General features: G+C 66.5%; 23 protein-coding genes and 1 pseudogene. 12 read left to right on the forward strand and 12 right to left on the reverse strand.

Features of this window, described 5'->3' with window-relative positions:
* Positions 1-19: 19 nt before the first annotated feature.
* The 6 genes from ACFQ4G_RS16085 to ACFQ4G_RS16110 form a co-directional block, all read right to left on the reverse strand.
* Positions 20-625, reverse strand: coding sequence for a K(+)-transporting ATPase subunit C (locus tag ACFQ4G_RS16085; protein ID WP_238207183.1), 606 nt, complete (start codon positions 623-625; stop codon positions 20-22).
* 213 nt (positions 626-838) lie between these two features.
* Complete coding sequence (kdpB, locus tag ACFQ4G_RS16090; protein ID WP_238207184.1) at positions 839-2932, reverse strand: potassium-transporting ATPase subunit KdpB; 2094 nt, start codon at positions 2930-2932, stop codon at positions 839-841.
* Between the two features lie 84 nt (positions 2933-3016).
* Positions 3017-3202, reverse strand: coding sequence for a hypothetical protein (locus ACFQ4G_RS16095; protein ID WP_238207186.1), 186 nt, complete (start codon positions 3200-3202; stop codon positions 3017-3019).
* A gap of 2 nt (positions 3203-3204) precedes the next feature.
* Entirely contained in the window at positions 3205-4920 is a 1716-nt protein-coding gene (gene kdpA, locus ACFQ4G_RS16100; RefSeq protein WP_238207188.1) for a potassium-transporting ATPase subunit KdpA, read from the reverse strand.
* A gap of 26 nt (positions 4921-4946) precedes the next feature.
* Complete coding sequence (locus ACFQ4G_RS16105) at positions 4947-5036, reverse strand: K(+)-transporting ATPase subunit F (RefSeq protein ID WP_238207189.1); 90 nt, start codon at positions 5034-5036, stop codon at positions 4947-4949.
* 15 nt (positions 5037-5051) lie between these two features.
* Complete coding sequence (locus tag ACFQ4G_RS16110; RefSeq protein WP_238207190.1) at positions 5052-5195, reverse strand: hypothetical protein; 144 nt, start codon at positions 5193-5195, stop codon at positions 5052-5054.
* 271 nt (positions 5196-5466) lie between these two features.
* Between ACFQ4G_RS16110 and ACFQ4G_RS16115 the strand changes: the two genes are divergently transcribed.
* From ACFQ4G_RS16115 to mscL, 3 genes are all read left to right on the forward strand, one after another.
* Positions 5467-6177, forward strand: a complete 711-nt coding sequence (locus ACFQ4G_RS16115) for a phosphatidylserine decarboxylase (protein WP_238207191.1) — start codon at positions 5467-5469, stop codon at positions 6175-6177.
* Between the two features lie 98 nt (positions 6178-6275).
* Entirely contained in the window at positions 6276-7160 is an 885-nt protein-coding gene (locus tag ACFQ4G_RS16120) for a CDP-alcohol phosphatidyltransferase family protein (protein ID WP_238207192.1), read from the forward strand.
* A 57-nt stretch (positions 7161-7217) separates the two neighbouring features.
* Complete coding sequence (gene mscL, locus ACFQ4G_RS16125) at positions 7218-7640, forward strand: large conductance mechanosensitive channel protein MscL (RefSeq protein ID WP_227437509.1); 423 nt, start codon at positions 7218-7220, stop codon at positions 7638-7640.
* A gap of 76 nt (positions 7641-7716) precedes the next feature.
* Here mscL and ACFQ4G_RS16130 read toward each other — a convergent pair whose 3' ends face one another.
* Positions 7717-8508, reverse strand: coding sequence for an OmpW/AlkL family protein (locus tag ACFQ4G_RS16130; protein WP_379040593.1), 792 nt, complete (start codon positions 8506-8508; stop codon positions 7717-7719).
* A 377-nt stretch (positions 8509-8885) separates the two neighbouring features.
* Between ACFQ4G_RS16130 and ACFQ4G_RS16135 the strand changes: the two genes are divergently transcribed.
* Together ACFQ4G_RS16135 and ACFQ4G_RS16140 are read left to right on the forward strand one after the other, a co-directional pair.
* Positions 8886-9617 carry a GGDEF domain-containing protein gene (locus tag ACFQ4G_RS16135; protein ID WP_238207194.1) on the forward strand — a complete coding sequence of 244 codons (732 nt, stop codon included), beginning with the start codon at positions 8886-8888 and terminating at the stop codon, positions 9615-9617.
* A 21-nt stretch (positions 9618-9638) separates the two neighbouring features.
* Positions 9639-10103, forward strand: a pseudogene (locus ACFQ4G_RS16140) (GGDEF domain-containing protein); the annotation flags it as partial.
* A gap of 44 nt (positions 10104-10147) precedes the next feature.
* Here ACFQ4G_RS16140 and ACFQ4G_RS16145 read toward each other — a convergent pair.
* The 3 genes from ACFQ4G_RS16145 to ACFQ4G_RS16155 form a co-directional block, all read right to left on the reverse strand.
* The gene (locus ACFQ4G_RS16145) at positions 10148-10465 is read right to left on the reverse strand and encodes a hypothetical protein (RefSeq protein ID WP_238207197.1); all 318 of its coding nucleotides are present in this window, start codon (positions 10463-10465) and stop codon (positions 10148-10150) included.
* A 195-nt stretch (positions 10466-10660) separates the two neighbouring features.
* Entirely contained in the window at positions 10661-11071 is a 411-nt protein-coding gene (locus ACFQ4G_RS16150) for a DUF1236 domain-containing protein (protein WP_238207199.1), read from the reverse strand.
* Between the two features lie 239 nt (positions 11072-11310).
* Complete coding sequence (locus ACFQ4G_RS16155) at positions 11311-12054, reverse strand: sigma-70 family RNA polymerase sigma factor (RefSeq protein WP_238207201.1); 744 nt, start codon at positions 12052-12054, stop codon at positions 11311-11313.
* A gap of 259 nt (positions 12055-12313) precedes the next feature.
* Between ACFQ4G_RS16155 and ACFQ4G_RS16160 the strand changes: the two genes are divergently transcribed.
* Together ACFQ4G_RS16160 and ACFQ4G_RS16165 are read left to right on the forward strand one after the other, a co-directional pair.
* A complete protein-coding gene (locus tag ACFQ4G_RS16160) occupies positions 12314-13087 on the forward strand; it encodes a DJ-1/PfpI family protein (RefSeq protein ID WP_379040597.1) in 774 nt (257 codons plus the stop codon).
* Between the two features lie 150 nt (positions 13088-13237).
* Positions 13238-14710 (forward strand): amino acid permease, encoded by a 1473-nt coding sequence (locus ACFQ4G_RS16165; protein ID WP_238207203.1) that lies wholly within the window; start codon positions 13238-13240, stop codon positions 14708-14710.
* Positions 14711-14724: 14 nt separating this feature from the next.
* Here the strand turns inward: ACFQ4G_RS16165 and ACFQ4G_RS16170 are convergent, their stop codons facing one another.
* Positions 14725-15633, reverse strand: coding sequence for an MBL fold metallo-hydrolase (locus ACFQ4G_RS16170; RefSeq protein WP_238207205.1), 909 nt, complete (start codon positions 15631-15633; stop codon positions 14725-14727).
* Between the two features lie 663 nt (positions 15634-16296).
* Here ACFQ4G_RS16170 and ACFQ4G_RS16175 point away from each other — a divergent pair.
* From ACFQ4G_RS16175 to ACFQ4G_RS16195, 5 genes are all read left to right on the forward strand, one after another.
* A complete protein-coding gene (locus tag ACFQ4G_RS16175) occupies positions 16297-16461 on the forward strand; it encodes a hypothetical protein (protein WP_379040600.1) in 165 nt (54 codons plus the stop codon).
* Positions 16458-16781, forward strand: coding sequence for a hypothetical protein (locus ACFQ4G_RS16180; RefSeq protein WP_238207209.1), 324 nt, complete (start codon positions 16458-16460; stop codon positions 16779-16781). The genes ACFQ4G_RS16175 and ACFQ4G_RS16180 overlap by 4 nt, the downstream gene beginning before the upstream one ends.
* Before the next feature lie 116 nt (positions 16782-16897).
* A complete protein-coding gene (locus ACFQ4G_RS16185; protein WP_238207211.1) occupies positions 16898-17056 on the forward strand; it encodes a hypothetical protein in 159 nt (52 codons plus the stop codon).
* A 194-nt stretch (positions 17057-17250) separates the two neighbouring features.
* Positions 17251-17502: a hypothetical protein gene (locus tag ACFQ4G_RS16190; RefSeq protein ID WP_238207213.1), complete on the forward strand. Its 252-nt coding sequence runs from the start codon at positions 17251-17253 to the stop codon at positions 17500-17502.
* 139 nt (positions 17503-17641) lie between these two features.
* On the forward strand, positions 17642-18157 hold the full coding sequence (locus ACFQ4G_RS16195) for a hypothetical protein (protein WP_238207215.1): 516 nt from the start codon (positions 17642-17644) through the stop codon (positions 18155-18157).
* Between the two features lie 9 nt (positions 18158-18166).
* On the opposite strand, the gene ACFQ4G_RS16200 is transcribed toward ACFQ4G_RS16195, so the two are convergent.
* Complete coding sequence (locus ACFQ4G_RS16200; protein ID WP_379040603.1) at positions 18167-18859, reverse strand: YdcF family protein; 693 nt, start codon at positions 18857-18859, stop codon at positions 18167-18169.
* Positions 18860-19083 lie beyond the last annotated feature (224 nt).

The following is a 19083-nucleotide window of genomic DNA, read 5'->3' on the forward strand; positions in this document are numbered from 1 at the left end:
GAATTCTCCTCGAGAGGGTCTATCGCGATCCGAGATCGTCCAGGGCGAGGTTCAAGGCAAGCACGTTCACGCGGGGTTCGCCTAGCACGCCGAGGAGCCGTCCCTCGATCTTCGACTCCACGAGGGCACGCAGGCGAGCTTCCGGCAGGGCGCGGGCCGTCGCCACGCGGGACACCTGGAACAGGGCGGCCTCCGGCGAGATGTCGGGATCGAGGCCCGACCCGCTCGCCGTGACGAGGTCGACGGGGACGGGCAGTTCCGGGTTCTCGACCTGCCGGGCGTCGAGATCGGCCTTCACGCGGGTCGCGAGGTCGGCGCTGGTCGGGCCGAGATTCGAGCCCGCGGAATTGCCCGCATTGTAGGGCGCCGGCACGGTCTTGGCGGCATCGGCCGGGTCAGCGGCACTGGTGGCGGAGGGCCGGCCCTGGAAATAGCGCGCGCTGGTGAAGGACTGGCCGATGAGGGCCGAGCCGATGGGTTTGCCGTCACGCAGGACGATGCTGCCGGCGGCCTGGGACGAAAACACCAGACCGGCGATGCCGGTCATGGCCAGGGGATAGGCGAGGCCGGTGATGCCGGTGAGCGCGACGATGAGGACGAAAGCGGGGCGGAGCTGGGTGAGCATGACGGTCTCGCGTGGTGTGGAGGAGTGGTTCGGGCTCCCCTTTCCCGGACGCCTGAAGCATCGGCGGACGGTGATCCGGGAACCCGCGCGACAAGCGCCGCGCCAGCGGCTCGATAGGGACGTCGCTGACGTTTCGACGCTTCGCGACTTTTGATGCTGGGCCCCGGCTCACCTTCCGCTTCGCTGCAGGCGGCCGGGAAAGGGGTGCCTCGATCAGGCTAGATGCAGGGCCGTCACGGCCAGATCGATGGCCTTGATGCCGAGGAAGGGGACGACGAGGCCGCCGAGGCCGTAGACGAGGAGGTTGCGGCGCAGGAGTGCACCGGCCCCCACGGCCCGGTAGGTCACGCCGCGCAGGGCGAGCGGGATCAGCGCCACGATGATGAGCGCGTTGAAGATGATCGCCGACAGGATCGCGCTCTGCGGCGAGGCCAGCCCCATCACGTTTAGCGCCTGCAGCTGCGGATAGAGCCCGAGGAACATCGCCGGGATGATGGCGAAGTACTTCGCCACGTCGTTGGCGATGGAGAAGGTGGTCAGTGCTCCACGCGTCATCAGGAGCTGCTTGCCGATGCCGACGATCTCGATGAGCTTGGTGGGGTCGGAATCGAGATCGACCATATTGCCGGCCTCGCGGGCGGCCACGGTGCCGGTATTCATCGCGACGCCCACATCGGCCTGGGCAAGGGCCGGAGCATCGTTGGTGCCGTCGCCGCACATGGCGACGAGCTTGCCCTGCGCCTGCTCCTTGCGGATCAGCGCCAGCTTGTCCTCTGGAGTGGCCTGGGCCAGGAAATCGTCGACCCCGGCCTCGGCGGCGATGGCGGCGGCGGTCATCGGGTTGTCGCCGGTGATCATGACGGTGCGGATACCCATCCGGCGCAGTTCGGCGAAGCGCTCGCGGATGCCGCCCTTCACGATGTCCTTGAGATAGATCACCCCGAGGAGGCGTCCGTCGCGGGCGACGGCGAGCGGCGTTCCGCCGGCCTTGGCGATCTCCTCGGCGATGGACTGGACCTCGCGCATCTCCAGGGAATCGGCGGATGGCTTGTAGGCGATGGCGGCGTTCGAGCCGCGGCTCGCCATGGGCGGCTGCCCGACGCTGGCCACGATGGAATCCACCGCGCCCTTCCGGATCGATGATCCGTCGAGATCGACGCCGCTCATGCGCGATTGCGCCGTGAACGGCACGAAGGTGGCGTTGAGGCTCGCCATGTCGCGGGCGCGGATGCCGTACCTGTCCTTGGCGAGCACGACGATGGAGCGGCCCTCGAGGGTCTCGTCGGCCAGCGAGGCGAGCTGGGCCGCATCGGCGAGATCCTGCTCCGAGACGCCGTGTACGGGGCGGAACTCGGTGGCCTGACGGTTGCCGAGGGTGATCGTGCCGGTCTTGTCGAGGAGGAGCGTGTCGACGTCGCCCGCCGCCTCCACCGCCCTGCCGGACATGGCGAGCACGTTGAAGCGCACCAGCCGGTCCATGCCGGCGATGCCGATGGCCGAGAGCAGGGCGCCGATGGTGGTGGGAATCAGGGTCACGAACAGTGCCACGAGGACGATGAGCGGGATCGCGCCGCCGGCATAGGAGGCGAAGCTCGGAATCGAGGCCACGGCGAAGACGAAGATCAGCGTCAGGCCAGCGAGCAGGATGTTGAGGGCGATCTCGTTGGGCGTCTTGGCGCGCGAGGCCCCCTCCACCAGGGCGATCATGCGATCGACGAAAGTCGAGCCGCTGGCGGCCGAGATCCGCACCCTGATCCGGTCGGACAGGACCTGCGTGCCGCCGGTGACGGCCGAGCGGTCGCCGCCGGATTCGCGGATGACGGGGGCGGATTCGCCGGTGATCGCGGCCTCGTTGACGGAGGCGACGCCCTCGATGACCTCGCCGTCCGAGGGGATGATGTCGCCGGTCTCCACCAGCACCACGTCGCCGACCCTGAGGGCGGTGGCGGGCACGGTCTCGTAATCCGCACCGTTGCCGCGCAGGCGCTTGGCGCTGGTCTCGGTGCGGGTGCGGCGCAGGCTCGCCGCCTGGGCCTTGCCGCGTCCCTCGGCCAGGGCCTCGGCGAAATTGGCGAAGACCAGGGTGAACCAGAGCCACAGGATGATCTGGCCGGAAAAGGCCAGGTCCGGGGCGCCCGTGGCGAGGTCGCGGGCGAACAGGATCGTGGTGAGGATGGCCACCACCTCGACCACGAACATCACCGGGTTGCGGATCATGGCGCGGGGATCGAGCTTCTTGACGCTGCCGACGAGCGCCGGCCCGACGAGGGCGGCGCTGAACAGGCTGGAGGAGGATGGGCGGGTCATGGGAGACTCTGAGGTCCGAGAAGGAGAGGATCGCGTGGGCAGTGCGCATTCCCCTCTCCCGCAGAGGGAGAGGGTGGGTTCGGCTCAACCCGGCACGGCCCGCTCGACGAGGAGGAGCGCGGCGTAGAGGGCCAGCGCCCCGAGGACGACGATGCCGGTGATCGCGAGCACGATGTCGGAGGCGCGTGCTTCGGCGGGACGGGCGCGGCTCGCGGAGCGGGGTCGGGGCCGGTGGCGGCCGACCATCCGCGGCGGCATGGCGTGGCGCATCCCTAGCCTCCCGTCCCGAAGGTCTGGCCGGCGGCACCCGCGAGATGCTCGACGATCGGCCCGAGGGCGAGCGCCGGGAAGAAGGTGAGCCCGCCGACGATCAGGATCACGCCCACCAGCAGCCCGACGAACAGGCCGCCATGGGTGGGGAAGGTGCCGGCCGAGGCGGGCAGGGTCTTCTTGGCCGCCAGCGACCCGGCGATGGCCAAGGCCGGCACGATGACGAAGAACCGGCCGAACAGCATGCCGATGGCGAGCGTCGTGTTGTAGAAGGCGGTGTTCGCCGTGAGGCCGCCGAAGGCCGAGCCGTTATTGGCCGCTGCCGAGGTATAGGCGTAGAGGATTTCGGAAAAGCCGTGCGGACCGGCATTGGCGGGTCCGGCGAGGCCGGCGGCGACCACGGTGGCCAAAGCGGTGAAGCCGAGCATCATCAGCGGCAGGCACAGGATGGCGAGCATCGCCATCTTGACCTCGCGTCCCTCGATCTTCTTGCCGAGATATTCCGGCGTGCGCCCGACCATGAGGCCGGCCACGAAGATCGTGACGATGACGAAGACCAGCATGCCGTAGAGCCCGGCGCCGACGCCGCCGACGATGACCTCGCCGAGTTCCATGTTGATGAGCGGGATCATGCCGCCGAGCGCCGTGAAGGAATCGTGCATGGCGTTCACCGCCCCGCAGGAAGCGGCAGTGGTGACGACGGCGAACAGGGCGGAGGCGACGATGCCGAAGCGGACCTCCTTGCCCTCCATGTTGCCGCCGGAGAGATGCAGGGCGTTCAGCACGGGGCTGCCGGCGCTCTCGGCGGCGTAGACCACTGCGATCCCGGTGAGGAACAGCGCGCCCATGGCGCCGAGGATCGCCCAGCCCTGGCGATCGTCGCCGACCATGCGGCCGAAGACGTTGGTGAGCGCCGCGCCGATGGCGAAGATCGAGACCATCTGCACGAAATTCGACAGGGCGGTGGGATTCTCGAACGGATGGGCGGCGTTGGCGTTGAAGAACCCGCCTCCATTGGTGCCGAGCATCTTGATCGCCACCTGGCTCGCCACCGGCCCGAGCGCCAGGGTCTGCCTTCCCCCTTCCAGGGTCGTGACATCGAGATAGGGGCCGAGCGTCTGTGGGATGCCCTGGGAGACCAGGAAAAGGGTGTAGACGATGCAGAGCGGCAGCAGCAGGTAGAGGGTGGTGCGGGTGAGATCGACCCAGAACGACCCCACCGTCTTCGCCGAAGCGCGCGAGAAGCCGCGTACCAGGGCGATGGACAGCGCGATGCCGGTGGCCGCCGAGAGGAAGTTCTGGTGCGTCAGCCCCAGCATCTGCGACAGGTACGAGAGCGTGGTCTCGCCGCCGTAGGATTGCCAGTTGGTGTTGGTGACGAAGCTCGCCGCGATGTTGAAAGCGAGGTCCGGCGCCACCGCTGCCTGGCCGGCCGGGTTGAAGGGCAGAAGGTCCTGGACGCGCAGGAGCGCGTAGAGGACGAGGAAGCCGAACGCGTGGAACAGCAGCATCGCGCCGGCATAGGCGAGCCAATGCTGCTCCTGGTCCCGGTCGATGCCGGCGAACCGGTAGAGACCGCGCTCCACCGGTTCGACGAGGGGCGAGAGGAGCGTCCGCTCCCCGGTGAAGACGCGGGTCATGTAGCCGCCGAGGGGCTTGACCAGCGCCAGAACGACCGCGCCGAACAGCGCGATCTGGAACCATCCGTTGAACGTCATGGGTGTCGATCCTTCAGAACCGCCGGTCAGAACCGTTCCGGGCGGACGAGGGCGTAGGTGAGGTAGGCGAGCAGCCCGAGGGTCACGAGGGCGCCGAGGGCGAGATCGAGGGTCATGGTAGGGGCGCCCCGTCAGAGCCGGTCGCACAGGGCGGCGTAGCCGGCGCTGAGCGCGAAGAAGGCGAGGCCTCCGGCGAGGAACAGGATGTCGGACATGGGACGCAGGTCTCCGGATCGTCGCGCCGGCCAAACCGCTTCTCCCCACGGGGAGCACACCTGCGGGCGGGCATCCGCCGCGCAGGTCCGGGTTTGCCGACGGGCGATACTGGCCGGGATGCGCGTATGAATTCGAGAGAGGGCGAAGGCCGATTTTATAAGGATGTCATCAAGATCGGCGCCGCGAAGCGGCGGCGGACGGCGGGCCGCCAGCGAAGGTGCCGTTGCCTTGCCGTGCGGGGGTTAGAGTTGACGGCGGACGTCCGGGCTGCCAACCCGGCCGCATAGCGGGTGCGGCCGATCCATCGGCCCGCAGGAGTAGCGAATCTTCATGTCCGATCTGCTTGAGACGATCCGTCGAACCCTCGTGCCGATCCACAAGGAGGGGTATCCCTTCATCCTGATCGGCATCGTGCTGACGGTCCTGTTCGGCTATTTCGCGCAGTTCGCGGGCTGGATCTTCCTGATCCTCACGTTGTGGGTCTGCTACTTCTTCCGCGATCCGGAGCGTGTCACCCCGGTGGCGGACGGCCTCGTGGTGTCGCCTGCCGACGGGCGGGTGAACCTGATCTCCACCGTGCTGCCGCCGCCCGAGCTCGACCTGCCGCAGGAGCCGATGACGCGGATTTCGGTCTTCATGAACGTGTTCGACTGCCACGTGAACCGCGTTCCCGTGACCGGCAAGATCGGCCAGATCGTCTACACGCCCGGCCTGTTCCTCAATGCCGAACTGGACAAGGCCAGCGACGACAACGAGCGCAACGGCCTCGTCATCGAGACCACCCATCGCGGCAGCTCCCTGCGGATCGGCGTCGTGCAGATCGCCGGTCTGGTGGCCCGCCGCATCGTCGGCTGGGTGCATGCCAACGACACCCTGAACGTGGGTGAGCGCTTCGGCCTGATCCGTTTCGGCTCGCGGGTCGACGTCTACCTCCCCGTGGGCACCCGCGTGCTGGTCGGCCTCGGCCAGAAGGCGGTGGCGGGCGAAACGGTGCTCGCCGATCTCGGCGGCGGTCCCGAGCGCGGCTTCCGCCGGATCTAGTCTCGCTCGACGCTCGCCTCGCGCCGCCGGGAAGCCGGCGCTTCGATCTTCCGCGAACGGTGCCTCGTACTGTTCGCCCGGCCTTCAGAGGGCGCCTCATGGACGATCTGTTTCCGCCCTTCGAACCCGATGCCAACGAGCCGAAGCCGCGCCGCTTCAAGTCGGTGCCGTTCCGGATGATCGCGCCCAACATGATCACCCTGATGGCCGTGTGCCTGGGGCTGACCGCGATCCGCCTCGCCTTCGAGGGCAAGTTCGAACCGGCGGTGATCGCCATCGTCGCGGCGGCGTTCCTCGACGGGATCGACGGGCGCGTCGCCCGCATGCTCAAGGGCACGTCGCGCTTCGGGGCGGAACTCGATTCCCTCGCCGATTTCGTCAATTTCGGCTGCGCCCCGGCCTTGATCCTCTACGGCTTCGCCCTGAAGGAACTGCGCTCGGTCGGCTGGATCGTCGCCCTGATCTTCGCGATCGCCATGGCCCTGCGTCTCGCCCGCTTCAACGCCATGCTCGACGACCCCAACCGGGCGGCCTGGAAGAAGGACTTCTTCGTCGGCATGCCGGCCCCGGCCGGCGCGCTGACCGCCATGCTGCCGCTCTATCTCCACTTTCTCGGCTTGCCGTTCGAGCGCTGGGCGGCGCCGGTGGTGCTCGGCTACACGCTCTGCATCGCCCTGTTGGTTGTCTCGACGGTGCCGACCTTCTCCGGCAAGACCATGGGCAAGCGCGTGCCGCGCGAATGGGTGCTGCCGATCTTCCTCGTCGTGGTCGCCGCCTTCGGCCTGTTCATCAGCTTCCCGTTCGAGGCGATGGTGGTGATGGCGGGCGGCTACCTGATCACCCTGCCCATCGGGGCGGCGCAGTATCGGCGCCGGGCGAAACTGGAAGATCGCCTCGCTTCGTCGGCGGAGGACGAGGGCGCGACCCTGCCGCTCGACGCAACCGGCCGTGGACAGAGCGGCACGGCGCCTGTCGAATCCTGATCGCCTCGCCTAACCTCGATTCGGGGCCCTCAAGGGCGGCGTCTCGGGAGGCGATCGGTGCTGGAAGAATTCAAGAAGTTCGCGTTGCGCGGCAACGTCGTCGACCTGGCCGTCGGCGTGATCATCGGTGCCGCCTTCGGTGCCATCGTCACCTCGGCCGTCCAGGACGTATTCATGCCGATCATCGGCGCGGTCACCGGCGGCCTCGACTTCTCGAACTACTACATCGCCTTGTCCTCGAGCGTGCAGAAGGGCGCGGCCTATGTCGACGCCAAGAAGCAGGGCGCGGTGATCGGCTACGGCCAGTTCATCACCGTGGCGCTCAATTTCATGATCGTCGCCTTCGTGCTGTTCCTCGTCATCAGGGCCATGAACAAGCTTCAGACGCAGGAAGAGGCGAAGCCCGCTCCCGAAACGCCGGCCGACGTGAAGCTGCTCGGCGAGATTCGCGACATCCTCGCAGCGAAGCCGACCCTCTGACGTCCGGGCCGCTCGACATTCGCTCCGGGGCTCGATCGTCGCGTCCCGGAGCGAGCATCGTCGACCCTAAGGCGGCTCAGAAGCGGTAGCCGATGCCGCTGCCGACGATCACCGTGTTCATCTCGACCGTGGCGCCGATACCGACGTTTCCCAGAGTGTAGCTGGGAAGGCAGATCTTCTTGACCTCGACATTGGCGTACCAATTGCCGCCGAGATGATAGTCGAAGCCGGCCTGGAGCAGCAGGCCGGCGATGGGATCGACGCTGAAGGCGGTCACGAAGCCGCCGGCGGGGTCGGTCCGGAGCGGTACGGACAGGCTGAGGCCCACGCCGATATAGGGCTTGAACGGCCCGTCGGAGAAAGCATGATACTGGATCACCGCTGAGGCGCCGAAGCTCCTGATCGCTCCGATCGGGATGTCTCCAACCAGCGATCCCTTGATGACCGGCTTGGTCCGGCTGATGCCGGCCTGTCCCGCGACGGCGAGATTGCCGGTGAGGAAATACGTGACGTCGGCGTCCGGCAGGATCATCGCGGGCAACCTCACCGTACCCTCGATCAGATCGATCCGAGATCGTTCGTCGACCGCGAACATGCCGATGACTCGGCCCCGCACCAGAATATCGCCCGCGGCAAAGCCCGACCTCGTCGGAAGCGGCACGCCAATGGGAGAGGTTTCGTCTGCACCCAAACAGATCGAGGAGCCCATCGCCAAGACGATTCCCGCGAGACCCAGATGCCGGATAGCCACGCCCCACGCCGCCCCTTGCCGTCCCTCGGGATGAAGACGCGACCTCCATGATACCGCGGAGATCGATCGGTGGCGTCCGTCGATGGCCTCAGCACGAGGGGAGCCGGTCCTTGTCATCAGATCAGCCTATGAACGAGACAATAACCCTTTCTTACATTTCCTCGAATGAATGTCTGCTTGTCGCCTTCTTGGCTATCGCTCATGTGGCGATCTGATTTCACGGCAGGACAGATCATAGATATGGTTGGCATACTGGCAAATTCGACATATTTGTTTTATATGCATTAATAAAATGGCCTCACTCTCAGCCGACATTGGAACACAGATCAAGCACACAATAATATTTGATATCGCTGAATTCTCCAACACTGTGGCATTTCAGGAATGGCGATCCGCATCGCGGCGTCGGTACGCCCATCGCGTATCGGATGCCCCTCGGTGGCGGAAGCGCCGTCCGTCGCGTCGTCACCGGCGTATAGTGAGAGGTCGGAATCGTGTCCCTTGACGTCGATACGCTTCAGTTTGCGACGTTGACGTCGCGCGGGGCCTATCTGGCCGTGTTCATCGTGGTCGTGTTGAGACAGCGCCGCGAGATCTATCTCTGGCACTGGATCGGTTCGATCCTCTTCTCGGTCCTCACCTCCCTGTTCATGATGAGCGGGCCTTTGGGCGGGTGGATGCCGCTGTCGCGGGGGCTGGTGACCTATTGCGGCTTCGGGGCGAGCCTGGCCTTGGCATGGAGCGGGCTGCGGCTCTTCTATGGCCGATCGGTCGCGCCGTCTCATCTCATGCTTCTGGCCTGGCTACCCGGGCTCCTGCATACCGGGGCATTGCTGGTCGGCCTGTCGCCACGGATCGCCCTTGCGCTCGTCTTCGCGCCCTGCCTGCTGACCACGATCCTGGCAGTCTATGAATGTCTTCGGACGCGCGCGGGTGACCGTCTCTGGTCGCAATACATCATCGTTGCTGCGATGAGTTTCTATGCTCTGAGCTTCGCGGCCTCACTGGCCATTCTCCTGGCGACGGACCTGCCGATGCAGACCGAGGAGGCCGCCCGCATGTCTCTCGCGGTCGATCAGGTGTCCGGCGTCCTGGTCCATTTCGCGTATCTCGCCATGTCGGGCGAACGCGCCAGCCTTCGTCTCGGCCGTCTTGCGCAGACCGATCCGTTGACCGGTCTCGCCAATCGTCGGGGTTTGATCGAGACCCTGCACCAAGCCTGGTAGTCGAAATGGGAAGGGCAGCCGGTCGGCATCCTGATGGCCGACATCGATCATTTCAAGTCGATCAACGACCGTTTCGGGCATCTGAGCGGTGATGAAGTCCTGATCACGTTCGCCGGCCTCTTCGCCAGCACCATCCGCCGAGAGGACATCGCCGTCCGTTGGGGCGGCGAGGAGTTCCTGGCCGTCCTGCCCGGCGCGGGGCCAGAGCAGACCTTGGCCATCGCCGAACGCTTGCGCCTCGCGACCGCCTGTTGCGCCCTCCCGATCGCGGGTCAGACCATGAGGGTCACGGCGAGCATCGGTGTCGCCATGGTGGAGCCGGGCGAGACCGACATCGAACCCGCGATACTCAGGGCCGATGCGGCTCTCTATGCGGCCAAGGCCCAGGGGAGAAATCGGGTCTGCCGAAATAGCCCGGTGCGGAAGGTCGAGAGACGGGACGGGCTCGACGAGGCAGCGTTCGGCACGGATCAACTCGTCGCCTGACGGTCATCGCCTCGGTCAATGCCGCGATCGCGATCGCCGATCGATCAGGGCGTGCAACGGGCCGGGACGGAGTGGACCTCCTTCAGGTCGTCGAGCATCCCGTCCAGGGCCTGTTCGACGGCGACGGTACCCTCTTCATGGGTCTTCAGCCGGGTCTCCAGACGACGCAGCTGAGGCGCGAACTCTTCCGGCACGGCGGGATCGCCGAGGAACCGGGGCGCATCGTCGTTCGTGGCGAAGACGGAGCGCAACTGCTGGCCGAGGTGATCGCGCACCGGCTCCGGCAGCGCCGGATCGACCTCCAGGGAGGCCGGCTTCCCGGGGATCGGAGTATCGATGTCGAAGATGGGATCATTCGCCATGTCGGGTGTCTCCCTCGCTCGAAACCAATAACGGTCCGGGCACGACAAGTGTTGCGCCGTCCGACTCACAAATGTTGGTCGGCTCGTGACGAACCGAATATTTCACACTTCTCCCTCGACGGGGCATGAAAAAAGCCCCCGGTGCCGAGGCGCCGGGGGCTCTGATCGGGCCCGAAGACCGATCGAGGCCGGAGATCAGTCGATGACTTCGACGATGCGACGGCTACGATCGACCAGCACCGGACGGTCATTGACGATGGTGTAGCGCGCGCCGCGGGCGTTGTACTCGGACGGCACCTCGTAATAGGTCACGCCGCTGCCGGGCAGAGTAGCGCCGACGCGGACGTCTCCGTCGTAATTGTAGGAGGTGTGACGCTCGCGGGTGACGTACTGGCGGAAGCGGGGACGGTCATCGACGCCGAGAATGCCGCCGACGGTTCCCGTCGCAGCGCCGACCGCGCCACCGACGATGGCACCCACCGGGCCGGCCACATCCGCGCCATCCTGCGCGCCGCGCTCGGCACCGCGCACGAGGCCCTGCGCCTGGGCAGCGAGCGGAAGGGAGAGGGCGATCGCCGAAGCGGCGAGAAGGGTCTTGATGTTCATGGTCGAGGTCTCCGTATCCGATGACCCGCGAACGGTGACGCTCAGCGGGGGTTCGGGGCAGTAACGCCCGATCTCCGGAAAGGGATGCCTCGAAAATCGATTTTGCCGGATTCTCCCGAGATCGGCCCGATATTGGAGAATGACGTCCCTGGTCTGAGAGGACACGGAAAACGGCTATCTCGGCAGTTCGTCATGGGTCGTCGGCGGGGGCATCCGCGGCGGGTGCCCCCGTTCGGATGTCAGGTGTCCTTCGGCATGGCGGACTGGATCAGCCGGTCGGAACTGAGATCCTCCTCGTCGTAGCCGAGCAGTTCGGCGAGACGCCCGCGGGCACGACTCACGCGACTCTTCACGGTGCCGACCTTGCAACCCATGATCGTGGCGGCCTCCTCGTAGGACACGCCCTCGGCGCCGACGAGGACGAGGGCCTCGCGCTGGTCGGGCGGCAGCTTGGCGAGGGCCGTCTGCAGATCTTCCACGTCGAGGCGGTCGCCCTGGTGCGGCGCCGTGGCGAGGCGCGCCGCGTAGGAGCCGTCCTGGTCCTCCACCTCGCGCACGCGCTTGCGGTGATCCGAGTAGAAGATGTTGCGCAGGATCGTGAACAGCCAAGCATTCAGGTTCGTGCCCGGCTGGAACCGTGCGCGGTGCTGCCAGCCCTTCAGCAGGGTGTCCTGCACCAGATCGTCCGAACGGGCGGGGTTGCTGGTGAGCGAGAGCGCGAAGGCCCTTAGCGACGGCACCGCCGCGAGCAGACCGTTGCGGAACTCGGGCTCCACCTGCTCGCCGCGCGCCTTGAGGGCGGCTTCCAGCTTCTCGATGAGTTCGGCGAAGCGCGTCGACGGCTCATCGGCGCCGAGGCGGTCGTAGACGGTTCGGAGATGATCGCCGAGATGGGTGCGGATGGTCGCGGACAGGTTCGGCCGCCCGTCGCTGCCCATCCCGTTCAGGTCTTCGGTGCCGGTTTCGAGGACGTCGCGTGTCATGGCTCGTCGTATTCTGATCGTTGGGCAGGAAATCGTCCGGTTCGGACCGGCCGTATCGGATCGGTCCGCCTGACGTCGATGGCGGGGCCGTAGCATGTCCCGGGGTTGTAGCGCATCCTACCCTGTCACGCATCCCGCCGGGACACGGTTAAGATGGGGTGTGTGACGGGCATCCACATGCGACGGATCGGACCATGGCGCCGGCCTCGTCGAGGGATCGTCGGACCGGGTCCGGGAGCCGCGCCAAGAGGGGATAGAAATGCCGATGGATCGTCGCGCCTTCACCGCCGGCCTGGCAGCGGCGGCCCTGTCCGGCACGGTCGCCGCCGAAGCACTGCCCGCACCCGCCGGGCCGCCCGTGCGGATCGCGATGCTGATGTTTCCGGGCATGACGGCTCTCGACCTCGTGGGGCCGCAGGCGATCCTCTCGGGCCTTGCTGGCGACCGCCTGCACCTCGTCGCCCGTCAGGCGGGACCGGTGCCGAGCGATACCGGCCTGAGCCTCGTGGCCGACACGAGCTTCGAGACCTGTCCGCGCGACGTGGACGTGCTCTTCGTTCCGGGCGGCGACGGGACGCCCGGCCAGATGCGAAACGAGGCGACGCTGGCCTTCCTGCGCGAGCGGGCGGCCCGGGCGTCCTGGATCACCAGCGTCTGCACCGGTTCGCTCATCCTCGGTGCCGCCGGGCTGCTCGCCGGCTACCGCGCCACGTCGCATTGGTGCGTGCGAGAGACCGTGCTTCCCCGCCTCGGTGCGATTCCCGTGAACCGGCGGGTGGTGGTGGACCGCAACCGGATGACGGCAGCGGGCATCTCCGCCGGCCTCGACTTCGCCCTCGTCCTCGCGGCTCGCCTGCGCGGCGACGATCACGCCAGGACGAGCCAGCTCGTCGCCGAATATGCACCGGAGCCGCCCTTCTCCGCCGGCACGCCGGAGACCGCCGGAGCGGAGATCGCCGCCCGTGCCGGGGCCATCCTCAGGGATCTGGCGGATGGCTCGCTGGCGGCCGCCACGTTGCAGCCGCCACGGTGAGGGCCTGAAAGTGAAGAGTTCCTTTGCCGGAACTCCAGTGAAAGGCCAAGGTTATGCCCTTCAAAGCCAAGTCCGTGGCGAGAAAGCTGCATAGTCGCGATGCCGCTGAACGTCGGACACCCGCGCTCCGACCATGAAGGACGTCGATCCATGGCATCAGGCCTCGCAGGCGATCTCACCCGGACGAAATCCCTCGATCGACTGAATTCCGATGCCGAAGGCGGCGAGAACAAGCTCGAGCGCACTCTCGGCCCCTGGAGCCTCGTCGCCCTCGGCATCGGCGCGGTGATCGGCGCGGGCTTGTTCTCGCTCACCGGGATCGCCGCGGCCGAGCATGCGGGCCCCGCCGTCGTCATCTCCTTCGCCATCGCCTCGATCGCCTGTGCCTTCGCCGGCATGTGCTACAGCGAGCTCGCCGGCATGATCCCGGTGGCGGGCTCGGCCTATACCTACGCCTACGCCACGATGGGCGAGTTCGTGGCTTGGATCATCGGTTGGGACCTCGTCCTCGAATACGCGGTGGGCGCCGCCACGGTCTCGGTGAGCTGGTCGAGCTACGTTACCCGCTTCCTTCGGGACACGCTCGGCATCAACCTCCCCCCCAGCCTCGTCCATTCGCCCTTCGAGACCTACACCCTGGCGGACGGCGCAACCGCGCACGGCCTCGTCAACCTGCCGGCGATCCTCATCATCGTCGGCGCCTCCGCCCTGCTGATGATCGGCATCCGCGAATCCGCCCGGGTCAACGCCGTGGTGGTGGCGATCAAGCTCGCCGTGGTGGCGGTCGTGGTGGGTGTCGGCCTGTTCTACATCAAGGCGCAGAACTACGTGCCGTTCATCCCCGAGAATACCGGCACCTTCGGCGAGTATGGCTGGAGCGGAATCATGCGGGGCGCCGGCGTGGTGTTCTTCGCCTATGTCGGGTTCGATGCGGTCTCCACCGCGGCGCAGGAGGCTAAGAACCCTCAGCGCAACATGATGATCGGCATCCTCGGCTCGCTCGCCATCTGCACGGTCATCTACATCGCCTTCGCCGGCGTTCTCACCGGCCTCGTCCATTACGACGCCATGAAGGGCGATGCCGCGCCGGTGAACACGGCCATCGCGCAGACGCCGTTCCCGTGGCTGAAGAGCCTCGTCACGCTCGGCGTCATCGCCGGCTTCTCCACCGTGATCCTGGTGCTGCTGCTCGGCCAGAGCCGGGTGTTCTACTCCATGAGCCAGGACCGGCTGCTGCCGGGCTTCTTCTCGAAGATCCATCCGACCTGGAAGACGCCCTACCGCTCGAACCTGTTCTTCATGGTGTTCACCAGTGCGCTGGGTGGCTTCTTGCCGATCAGCCAGCTCGGCCACATGACCAGCATCGGCACGCTGCTGGCCTTCATGCTGGTCTGCGCCGGGGTCATCATCCTGCGCCGGACTCAGCCCGATGCGCGCCGGGACTACCGGACGCCGCTGGTGCCGCTGGTGCCGATCCTCGGCATCGTCAGCTGCTTTGCGATGATGGTCTCCCTCGATGGGGAGACCTGGCTCCGCCTCGTCGCGTGGCTCGCGCTTGGCCTCGTGATCTACTTCGCCTGGAGTCGCCGCAACAGCCGTCTCGGACGCGAACAGGCCGCTTGAGGCGGGCGCCTTCCTCAGGCCGTCTTGATCAGGGCGAGGTGCGGGGTGCTGCAGGCCCGCTCCATCGCCTCCCCGACCTCGACGGTCTGGCGCTCTCGCGCGATGAAGGCCGTCGGCATCACCGCCTGCATCTCGTCCTCGACAGCGCGCAGCGTCGCGTCGCTGTGGGCGGGGTGCAGGTGAATGATCGCGAGAGCCTTGGCGCCGGCGGCCTTCGCCAGTTCGACGCCCTTCTGCCAGGTGGAATGTCCCCAGCCGCAGCAGCGCGGATACTCGGCCTCGGTGAACATGCCGTCATAGACGAGGAGGTCGGCCCCTTCCACGAAACGGCGCAGGGACTCATCCGGCCAGGGGTCGGAATGCTCGATGTCGCTGATGATGCAGAGACGCTTGCCGGCATGGTCGAAGCGATAGCCGACCGATCCCTGCGGATGATTGAGCAGGATCGTGTCGACACGCGATCCGTCGGCGAAAGTTAGCGGCTCCCCGGCCTTGAAACCGTGATGGGCCAGGGTGCAGGGAAGGATGTCGAGGGTCACCGGAAACAGCGGCGGCGAGAACAGCCTGTCCAGGGCTGCCTTGGCGCTGTCCCCACCGAGATTGCCGCAATAGGTGTTGATCGTCCGCTCGGGGTTGAAGACCACCGGTTTGAAGAACGGCAGGCCGGCGGTGTGGTCGAGATGCAGGTGGCTGAAGAGGAGATCGATCTCCTTGGGCATCGATTCGCGATGATGCAGGCCGCAGGCGTTCAGGCCCGAGCCGGCATCGACCACGAACAGGCGCGTGCCGCAGCGGATCTCGAGACACGGGGTATTGCCGCCGAACTCGGCATAATCCGGCCCGCTGACGGGCGTGGAACCGCGGACGCCCCAGAATTTCAGGGACAGGCCGTCCTCGGTCGGAGGCGTGTGCGTCATGGTCATCGTTCGACTACCGATTGCCCGATCCGTTCAGATCCGGTGCCTTTCGGCGCACCGATGAGACCCATTCCTCGCGAGAACGGCCACAAGCAGGTTGCCAGGATCAATGTGGGATTGACCATCAGGTAGTCAGCCCCTTTGCACATCGATGTGCGGGTACGCACACGGCTTGGAATACCCGATTTCAGCTGAAACCAAGCAGGTTTTGCAGAAGTAGTCATCGGTTCTGCGACAAAAACCTGCGACATATCAAGGGCCTAAGCAACGTGAAGCGTTGGCGTGCCAATGCGAACCTGCTTAGGATTCGATCGTCGGTTCGGGCACGAGAATTCGCCGCCGCTCAACGGCCGAAATGCTCGCCGGTCGATCGGCCGACCGTGCGCGAATTGAGTCGGAAGGTTCGTTCGTCGGCATCGCCTCCGAACCGCCTGCCGGCCGATGCCTTCCCTGAACCGGCCTCTGCACGGCACTGGCCATAGACGAGAAGATCAGAGATTGCCTTAAAGAATAGAATAAATCCAAATCTAAACTGCTAATGAGCCAGCCGGCATGTGCCTTATACTCTTTCCAATATTCGCGAATACACTTGCTTGATCGGTCAGCTTCGCTTTTTATGCCCGCAGATCATGTGATCGCGGGACGAGGAGGCCGGCCGAGATGGAACGGATGCTGGAACTGATCCGCGGATATGCGCGACTGGCATGGTGGGACGGATGCGCCGTCGACATGCGCCTGCACCGCATCTCCGACCTCGTCGATTTCCTGGCCGCAGCGAGGGAGCCGATGCTGGCGTCCGAACCCGTTCCGATCACGAAAGGAGAGCTCGCGTGAGCGCCGTCCGTTCGACGCGCCCCTGTATCGAGCCGCCCAAGGAGGGAAGCGAGCTGGACGAGGCACTGCGCCGCGCCTTCTGGACCAGCCTGAACCGCAATCCGCTCCCGGCGCTCCAGGCCCTGGCGGTGGCGGCGCGTACCATCGGTGTGCTGTACCGGCAGATCGCCGACGCCCATGAGGGGCCCGGCGGCTGCGCGTGCGGCTGGGAGCCCGATCCGGACAGCGATCTCATCGTCCTCGAAGCCAATCTGGCCGCTTCACTGCTGAAGCCACCCGAATCCGACCTCGTCCACATGGCCGCCCTCGGCAGGGCGTGACCGCTTCCGGGCGATCACCGCCGCAGATCGACTTCGCGTCCCGCTCCGACGCGGAGGATTTGGTTAACCCACCCCCGGCCATGATCGCGTCGATCCTGAAGGTTGGAGGGGCTAGAATGGACGTATTCTATCGCGGCATCGAAACGTCGCTCCTGGGGCTGAGCCTCGCCCTGGGCATCGCGGCCTTGGCTCTTCCTTCCCTTGCGCCCCGCATCCTCGGGACCTCGGAACTCGCCGTGACCCTGCCGATGCTCACCGTCACCGCCGCCCATTGATCCGACCGCGCGGCAGGATCGCCGCCGTGTGAGATCGCACAGGACGACGCACCCCGCGCTTTTCGGGGTGCGTCACGTCATTGCACTGCAACCGTTTCGGCTCGACGCGACTTTACAGACCAAGCGCTGCAATTGGCGCAATGGCTTGGGTCTTCGAAGGCGTTCCGGTGAAACGGCACGCGGGCAAGGTTGTGATGACGAAACGGTTCGGTTTTTCCGCTGCGCTGGGCGCGGCGCTCATCCTCGGCCTGTCTTCCCTCTCCGCCGAGGCAATGCCGGTCACGGAGAACGCCTCTCCCTCCTCCCCCCATCACGATGCCGAACTCGGCAAGGTGGCCCTCAGCATCGAGGCGGAGGACGACGGGCTCGCCTGCACCAAGTCGCGCAAGCGCATGTTCGTGGATGGCGAGGGCTGGATCGTCCGCCGCGTCACCACGTGCCGCTAAGGCGACGCCCGTACCGGTCCGCCACCATCGGGGCCGATGGCCTCTACGCAATCTTCGCCTCTGGCGCCCCACCGACTTTCGGAACGACCGTCGACACCGCGCGGTTCATGCCCATCCCGCCGCATGCAACGAGGTTCGAATGTCGCACACGCACAGATGGTCGAGGTACGCGCATGCCTCGAAGCTCGGATGCCTGCTGGGCCTCGGCCTTGCCTGCTCCCAATTTGCCTTTCCCCAGGCAGCGGAAGCGCAGACCATCATCGCGTCCAGCTATGGCCATCACGGCGGATCGCTTCAGCGGTTCGACGAGAGCTATGCCGGCCCCCTGATCCGCGGCGACTACCTCGGGGCGCCGTTGACCCGTTTCCCGCGGCCCACCGAATTGGTCCCGAGCGCTTGGGGCTACGGCACTTACGGCGTGCCCACCGTGACGGGAATCCGTCCGGCCTCCGTCGGAACCCCGACCGTCTACGTGATCGACGCGCCGCCTCGTGCCGAGCGTCGGGTTCGCAATTCCGGGCCTCGTATCGTCTCGCGCAACAGGCGCGGTCCCGTGTCGAAGGCCGATATCCCACCGGCCTCGCCGGTCGCCGCATCCACGCAGGCCGGGGCTAAGATCGTCACGGTGAGTGTCGGACGTACCGCCTCGCGCTGAACCACCCCGTCAGTACTGCGCGCGCATCACCGCTTCGGAGACCAGCTTGATGGGCTTTCCGCGGCCCATCATGATCGCCGCTCGCGACTGTTCCGGGTCGGCTTCGAACCGTGTGCGGACCCAGGAGACGAGGAACTTCAGGTACTCCGAGCCGATCAGCCGCGCTGTGCCGGGGTGACGCCACCAGCGGTCGGCGTCGAAGCCTTCCGCGATGACGGGATGGGGCAGGACGCGGTCGCTACCCATCAGCGCGTGGTCGAGTTCGACCAGCGTGCGGGGCATGTGGTAGTTCGAGGTGACCACGGCGACGGTGTTGAACCGGTGCTGACGCATCCAGCGCCGCGTCTCGATGGCGTTGCCGATCGTGTTGCGCGCCCGGTAGTCGAGATCGACGCAGCACTCGATCCAGTGCCGCTGGCTCGGGTTGAGCCGGGCGATCTCGTCGCGGCTCGTCCGCTCGTTGACGCCGGTGATCAGAAGGCGCCGGCCGTAGCCGCCCGCGAGGAGATCGATCGCATCACCGATCCGCTGGGCCCCGCCCGTCAGCGCCACGATCCCGTCGGCACGTCCGTCGAGGGTGCGCTCGTCGCGGGCGATGGACCCGGCGAAGACCAAGAATCCGGCGAGCAGTGCCAGGACGGCGACGGCACCGAGCCCGAGTACGACATGGCCGAGGCGTTGCAGGGTTGGAGACATCACCATCGCGATCCGCACGGGAGGCACCGACGAGCCTGCCCGGCCTTGCGGCCAGACCCAACCGAACGCCTCCGGGGGGCGAGTGGTGCCGTATCCTGACATCCGCGTGGCCATCCTCCGAGGGTAGTGCCGAATGCGGCATCCGCGAGGCGATATTTCCGCCCCGATGGGTTTACGAATGGTTAACGCGATTTGTGCAGGGAATTCGGCGGGTGCGCGGGTTCACGCCG

Source organism: Methylobacterium marchantiae, from assembly GCF_042679825.1.
Taxonomy (GTDB): Bacteria; Pseudomonadota; Alphaproteobacteria; order Rhizobiales; family Beijerinckiaceae; genus Methylobacterium; species Methylobacterium marchantiae.

Excerpts from the sequence above, each read along its gene's own strand:
- ACFQ4G_RS16085 (WP_238207183.1), bottom strand. The coding sequence starts at position 625 with ATGCTCACCCAGCTCCGCCCCGCTTTCGTCCTCATCGTCGCGCTCACC.
- kdpB (WP_238207184.1), bottom strand. The coding sequence starts at position 2,932 with ATGACCCGCCCATCCTCCTCCAGCCTGTTCAGCGCCGCCCTCGTCGGG.
- ACFQ4G_RS16095 (WP_238207186.1), bottom strand. The coding sequence starts at position 3,202 with ATGCGCCACGCCATGCCGCCGCGGATGGTCGGCCGCCACCGGCCCCGA.
- kdpA (WP_238207188.1), bottom strand. The coding sequence starts at position 4,920 with ATGACGTTCAACGGATGGTTCCAGATCGCGCTGTTCGGCGCGGTCGTT.
- ACFQ4G_RS16105 (WP_238207189.1), bottom strand. The coding sequence starts at position 5,036 with ATGACCCTCGATCTCGCCCTCGGCGCCCTCGTGACCCTCGGGCTGCTC.
- ACFQ4G_RS16115 (WP_238207191.1), top strand. The coding sequence starts at position 5,467 with ATGTCCGATCTGCTTGAGACGATCCGTCGAACCCTCGTGCCGATCCAC.
- ACFQ4G_RS16120 (WP_238207192.1), top strand. The coding sequence starts at position 6,276 with ATGGACGATCTGTTTCCGCCCTTCGAACCCGATGCCAACGAGCCGAAG.
- ACFQ4G_RS16130 (WP_379040593.1), bottom strand. The coding sequence starts at position 8,508 with ATGACAAGGACCGGCTCCCCTCGTGCTGAGGCCATCGACGGACGCCAC.
- ACFQ4G_RS16145 (WP_238207197.1), bottom strand. The coding sequence starts at position 10,465 with ATGGCGAATGATCCCATCTTCGACATCGATACTCCGATCCCCGGGAAG.
- ACFQ4G_RS16150 (WP_238207199.1), bottom strand. The coding sequence starts at position 11,071 with ATGAACATCAAGACCCTTCTCGCCGCTTCGGCGATCGCCCTCTCCCTT.
- ACFQ4G_RS16155 (WP_238207201.1), bottom strand. The coding sequence starts at position 12,054 with ATGACACGCGACGTCCTCGAAACCGGCACCGAAGACCTGAACGGGATG.
- ACFQ4G_RS16160 (WP_379040597.1), top strand. The coding sequence starts at position 12,314 with ATGCCGATGGATCGTCGCGCCTTCACCGCCGGCCTGGCAGCGGCGGCC.
- ACFQ4G_RS16165 (WP_238207203.1), top strand. The coding sequence starts at position 13,238 with ATGGCATCAGGCCTCGCAGGCGATCTCACCCGGACGAAATCCCTCGAT.
- ACFQ4G_RS16170 (WP_238207205.1), bottom strand. The coding sequence starts at position 15,633 with ATGACCATGACGCACACGCCTCCGACCGAGGACGGCCTGTCCCTGAAA.
- ACFQ4G_RS16175 (WP_379040600.1), top strand. The coding sequence starts at position 16,297 with ATGCTGGAACTGATCCGCGGATATGCGCGACTGGCATGGTGGGACGGA.
- ACFQ4G_RS16185 (WP_238207211.1), top strand. The coding sequence starts at position 16,898 with ATGGACGTATTCTATCGCGGCATCGAAACGTCGCTCCTGGGGCTGAGC.
- ACFQ4G_RS16190 (WP_238207213.1), top strand. The coding sequence starts at position 17,251 with ATGACGAAACGGTTCGGTTTTTCCGCTGCGCTGGGCGCGGCGCTCATC.
- ACFQ4G_RS16195 (WP_238207215.1), top strand. The coding sequence starts at position 17,642 with ATGTCGCACACGCACAGATGGTCGAGGTACGCGCATGCCTCGAAGCTC.
- ACFQ4G_RS16200 (WP_379040603.1), bottom strand. The coding sequence starts at position 18,859 with ATGGTGATGTCTCCAACCCTGCAACGCCTCGGCCATGTCGTACTCGGG.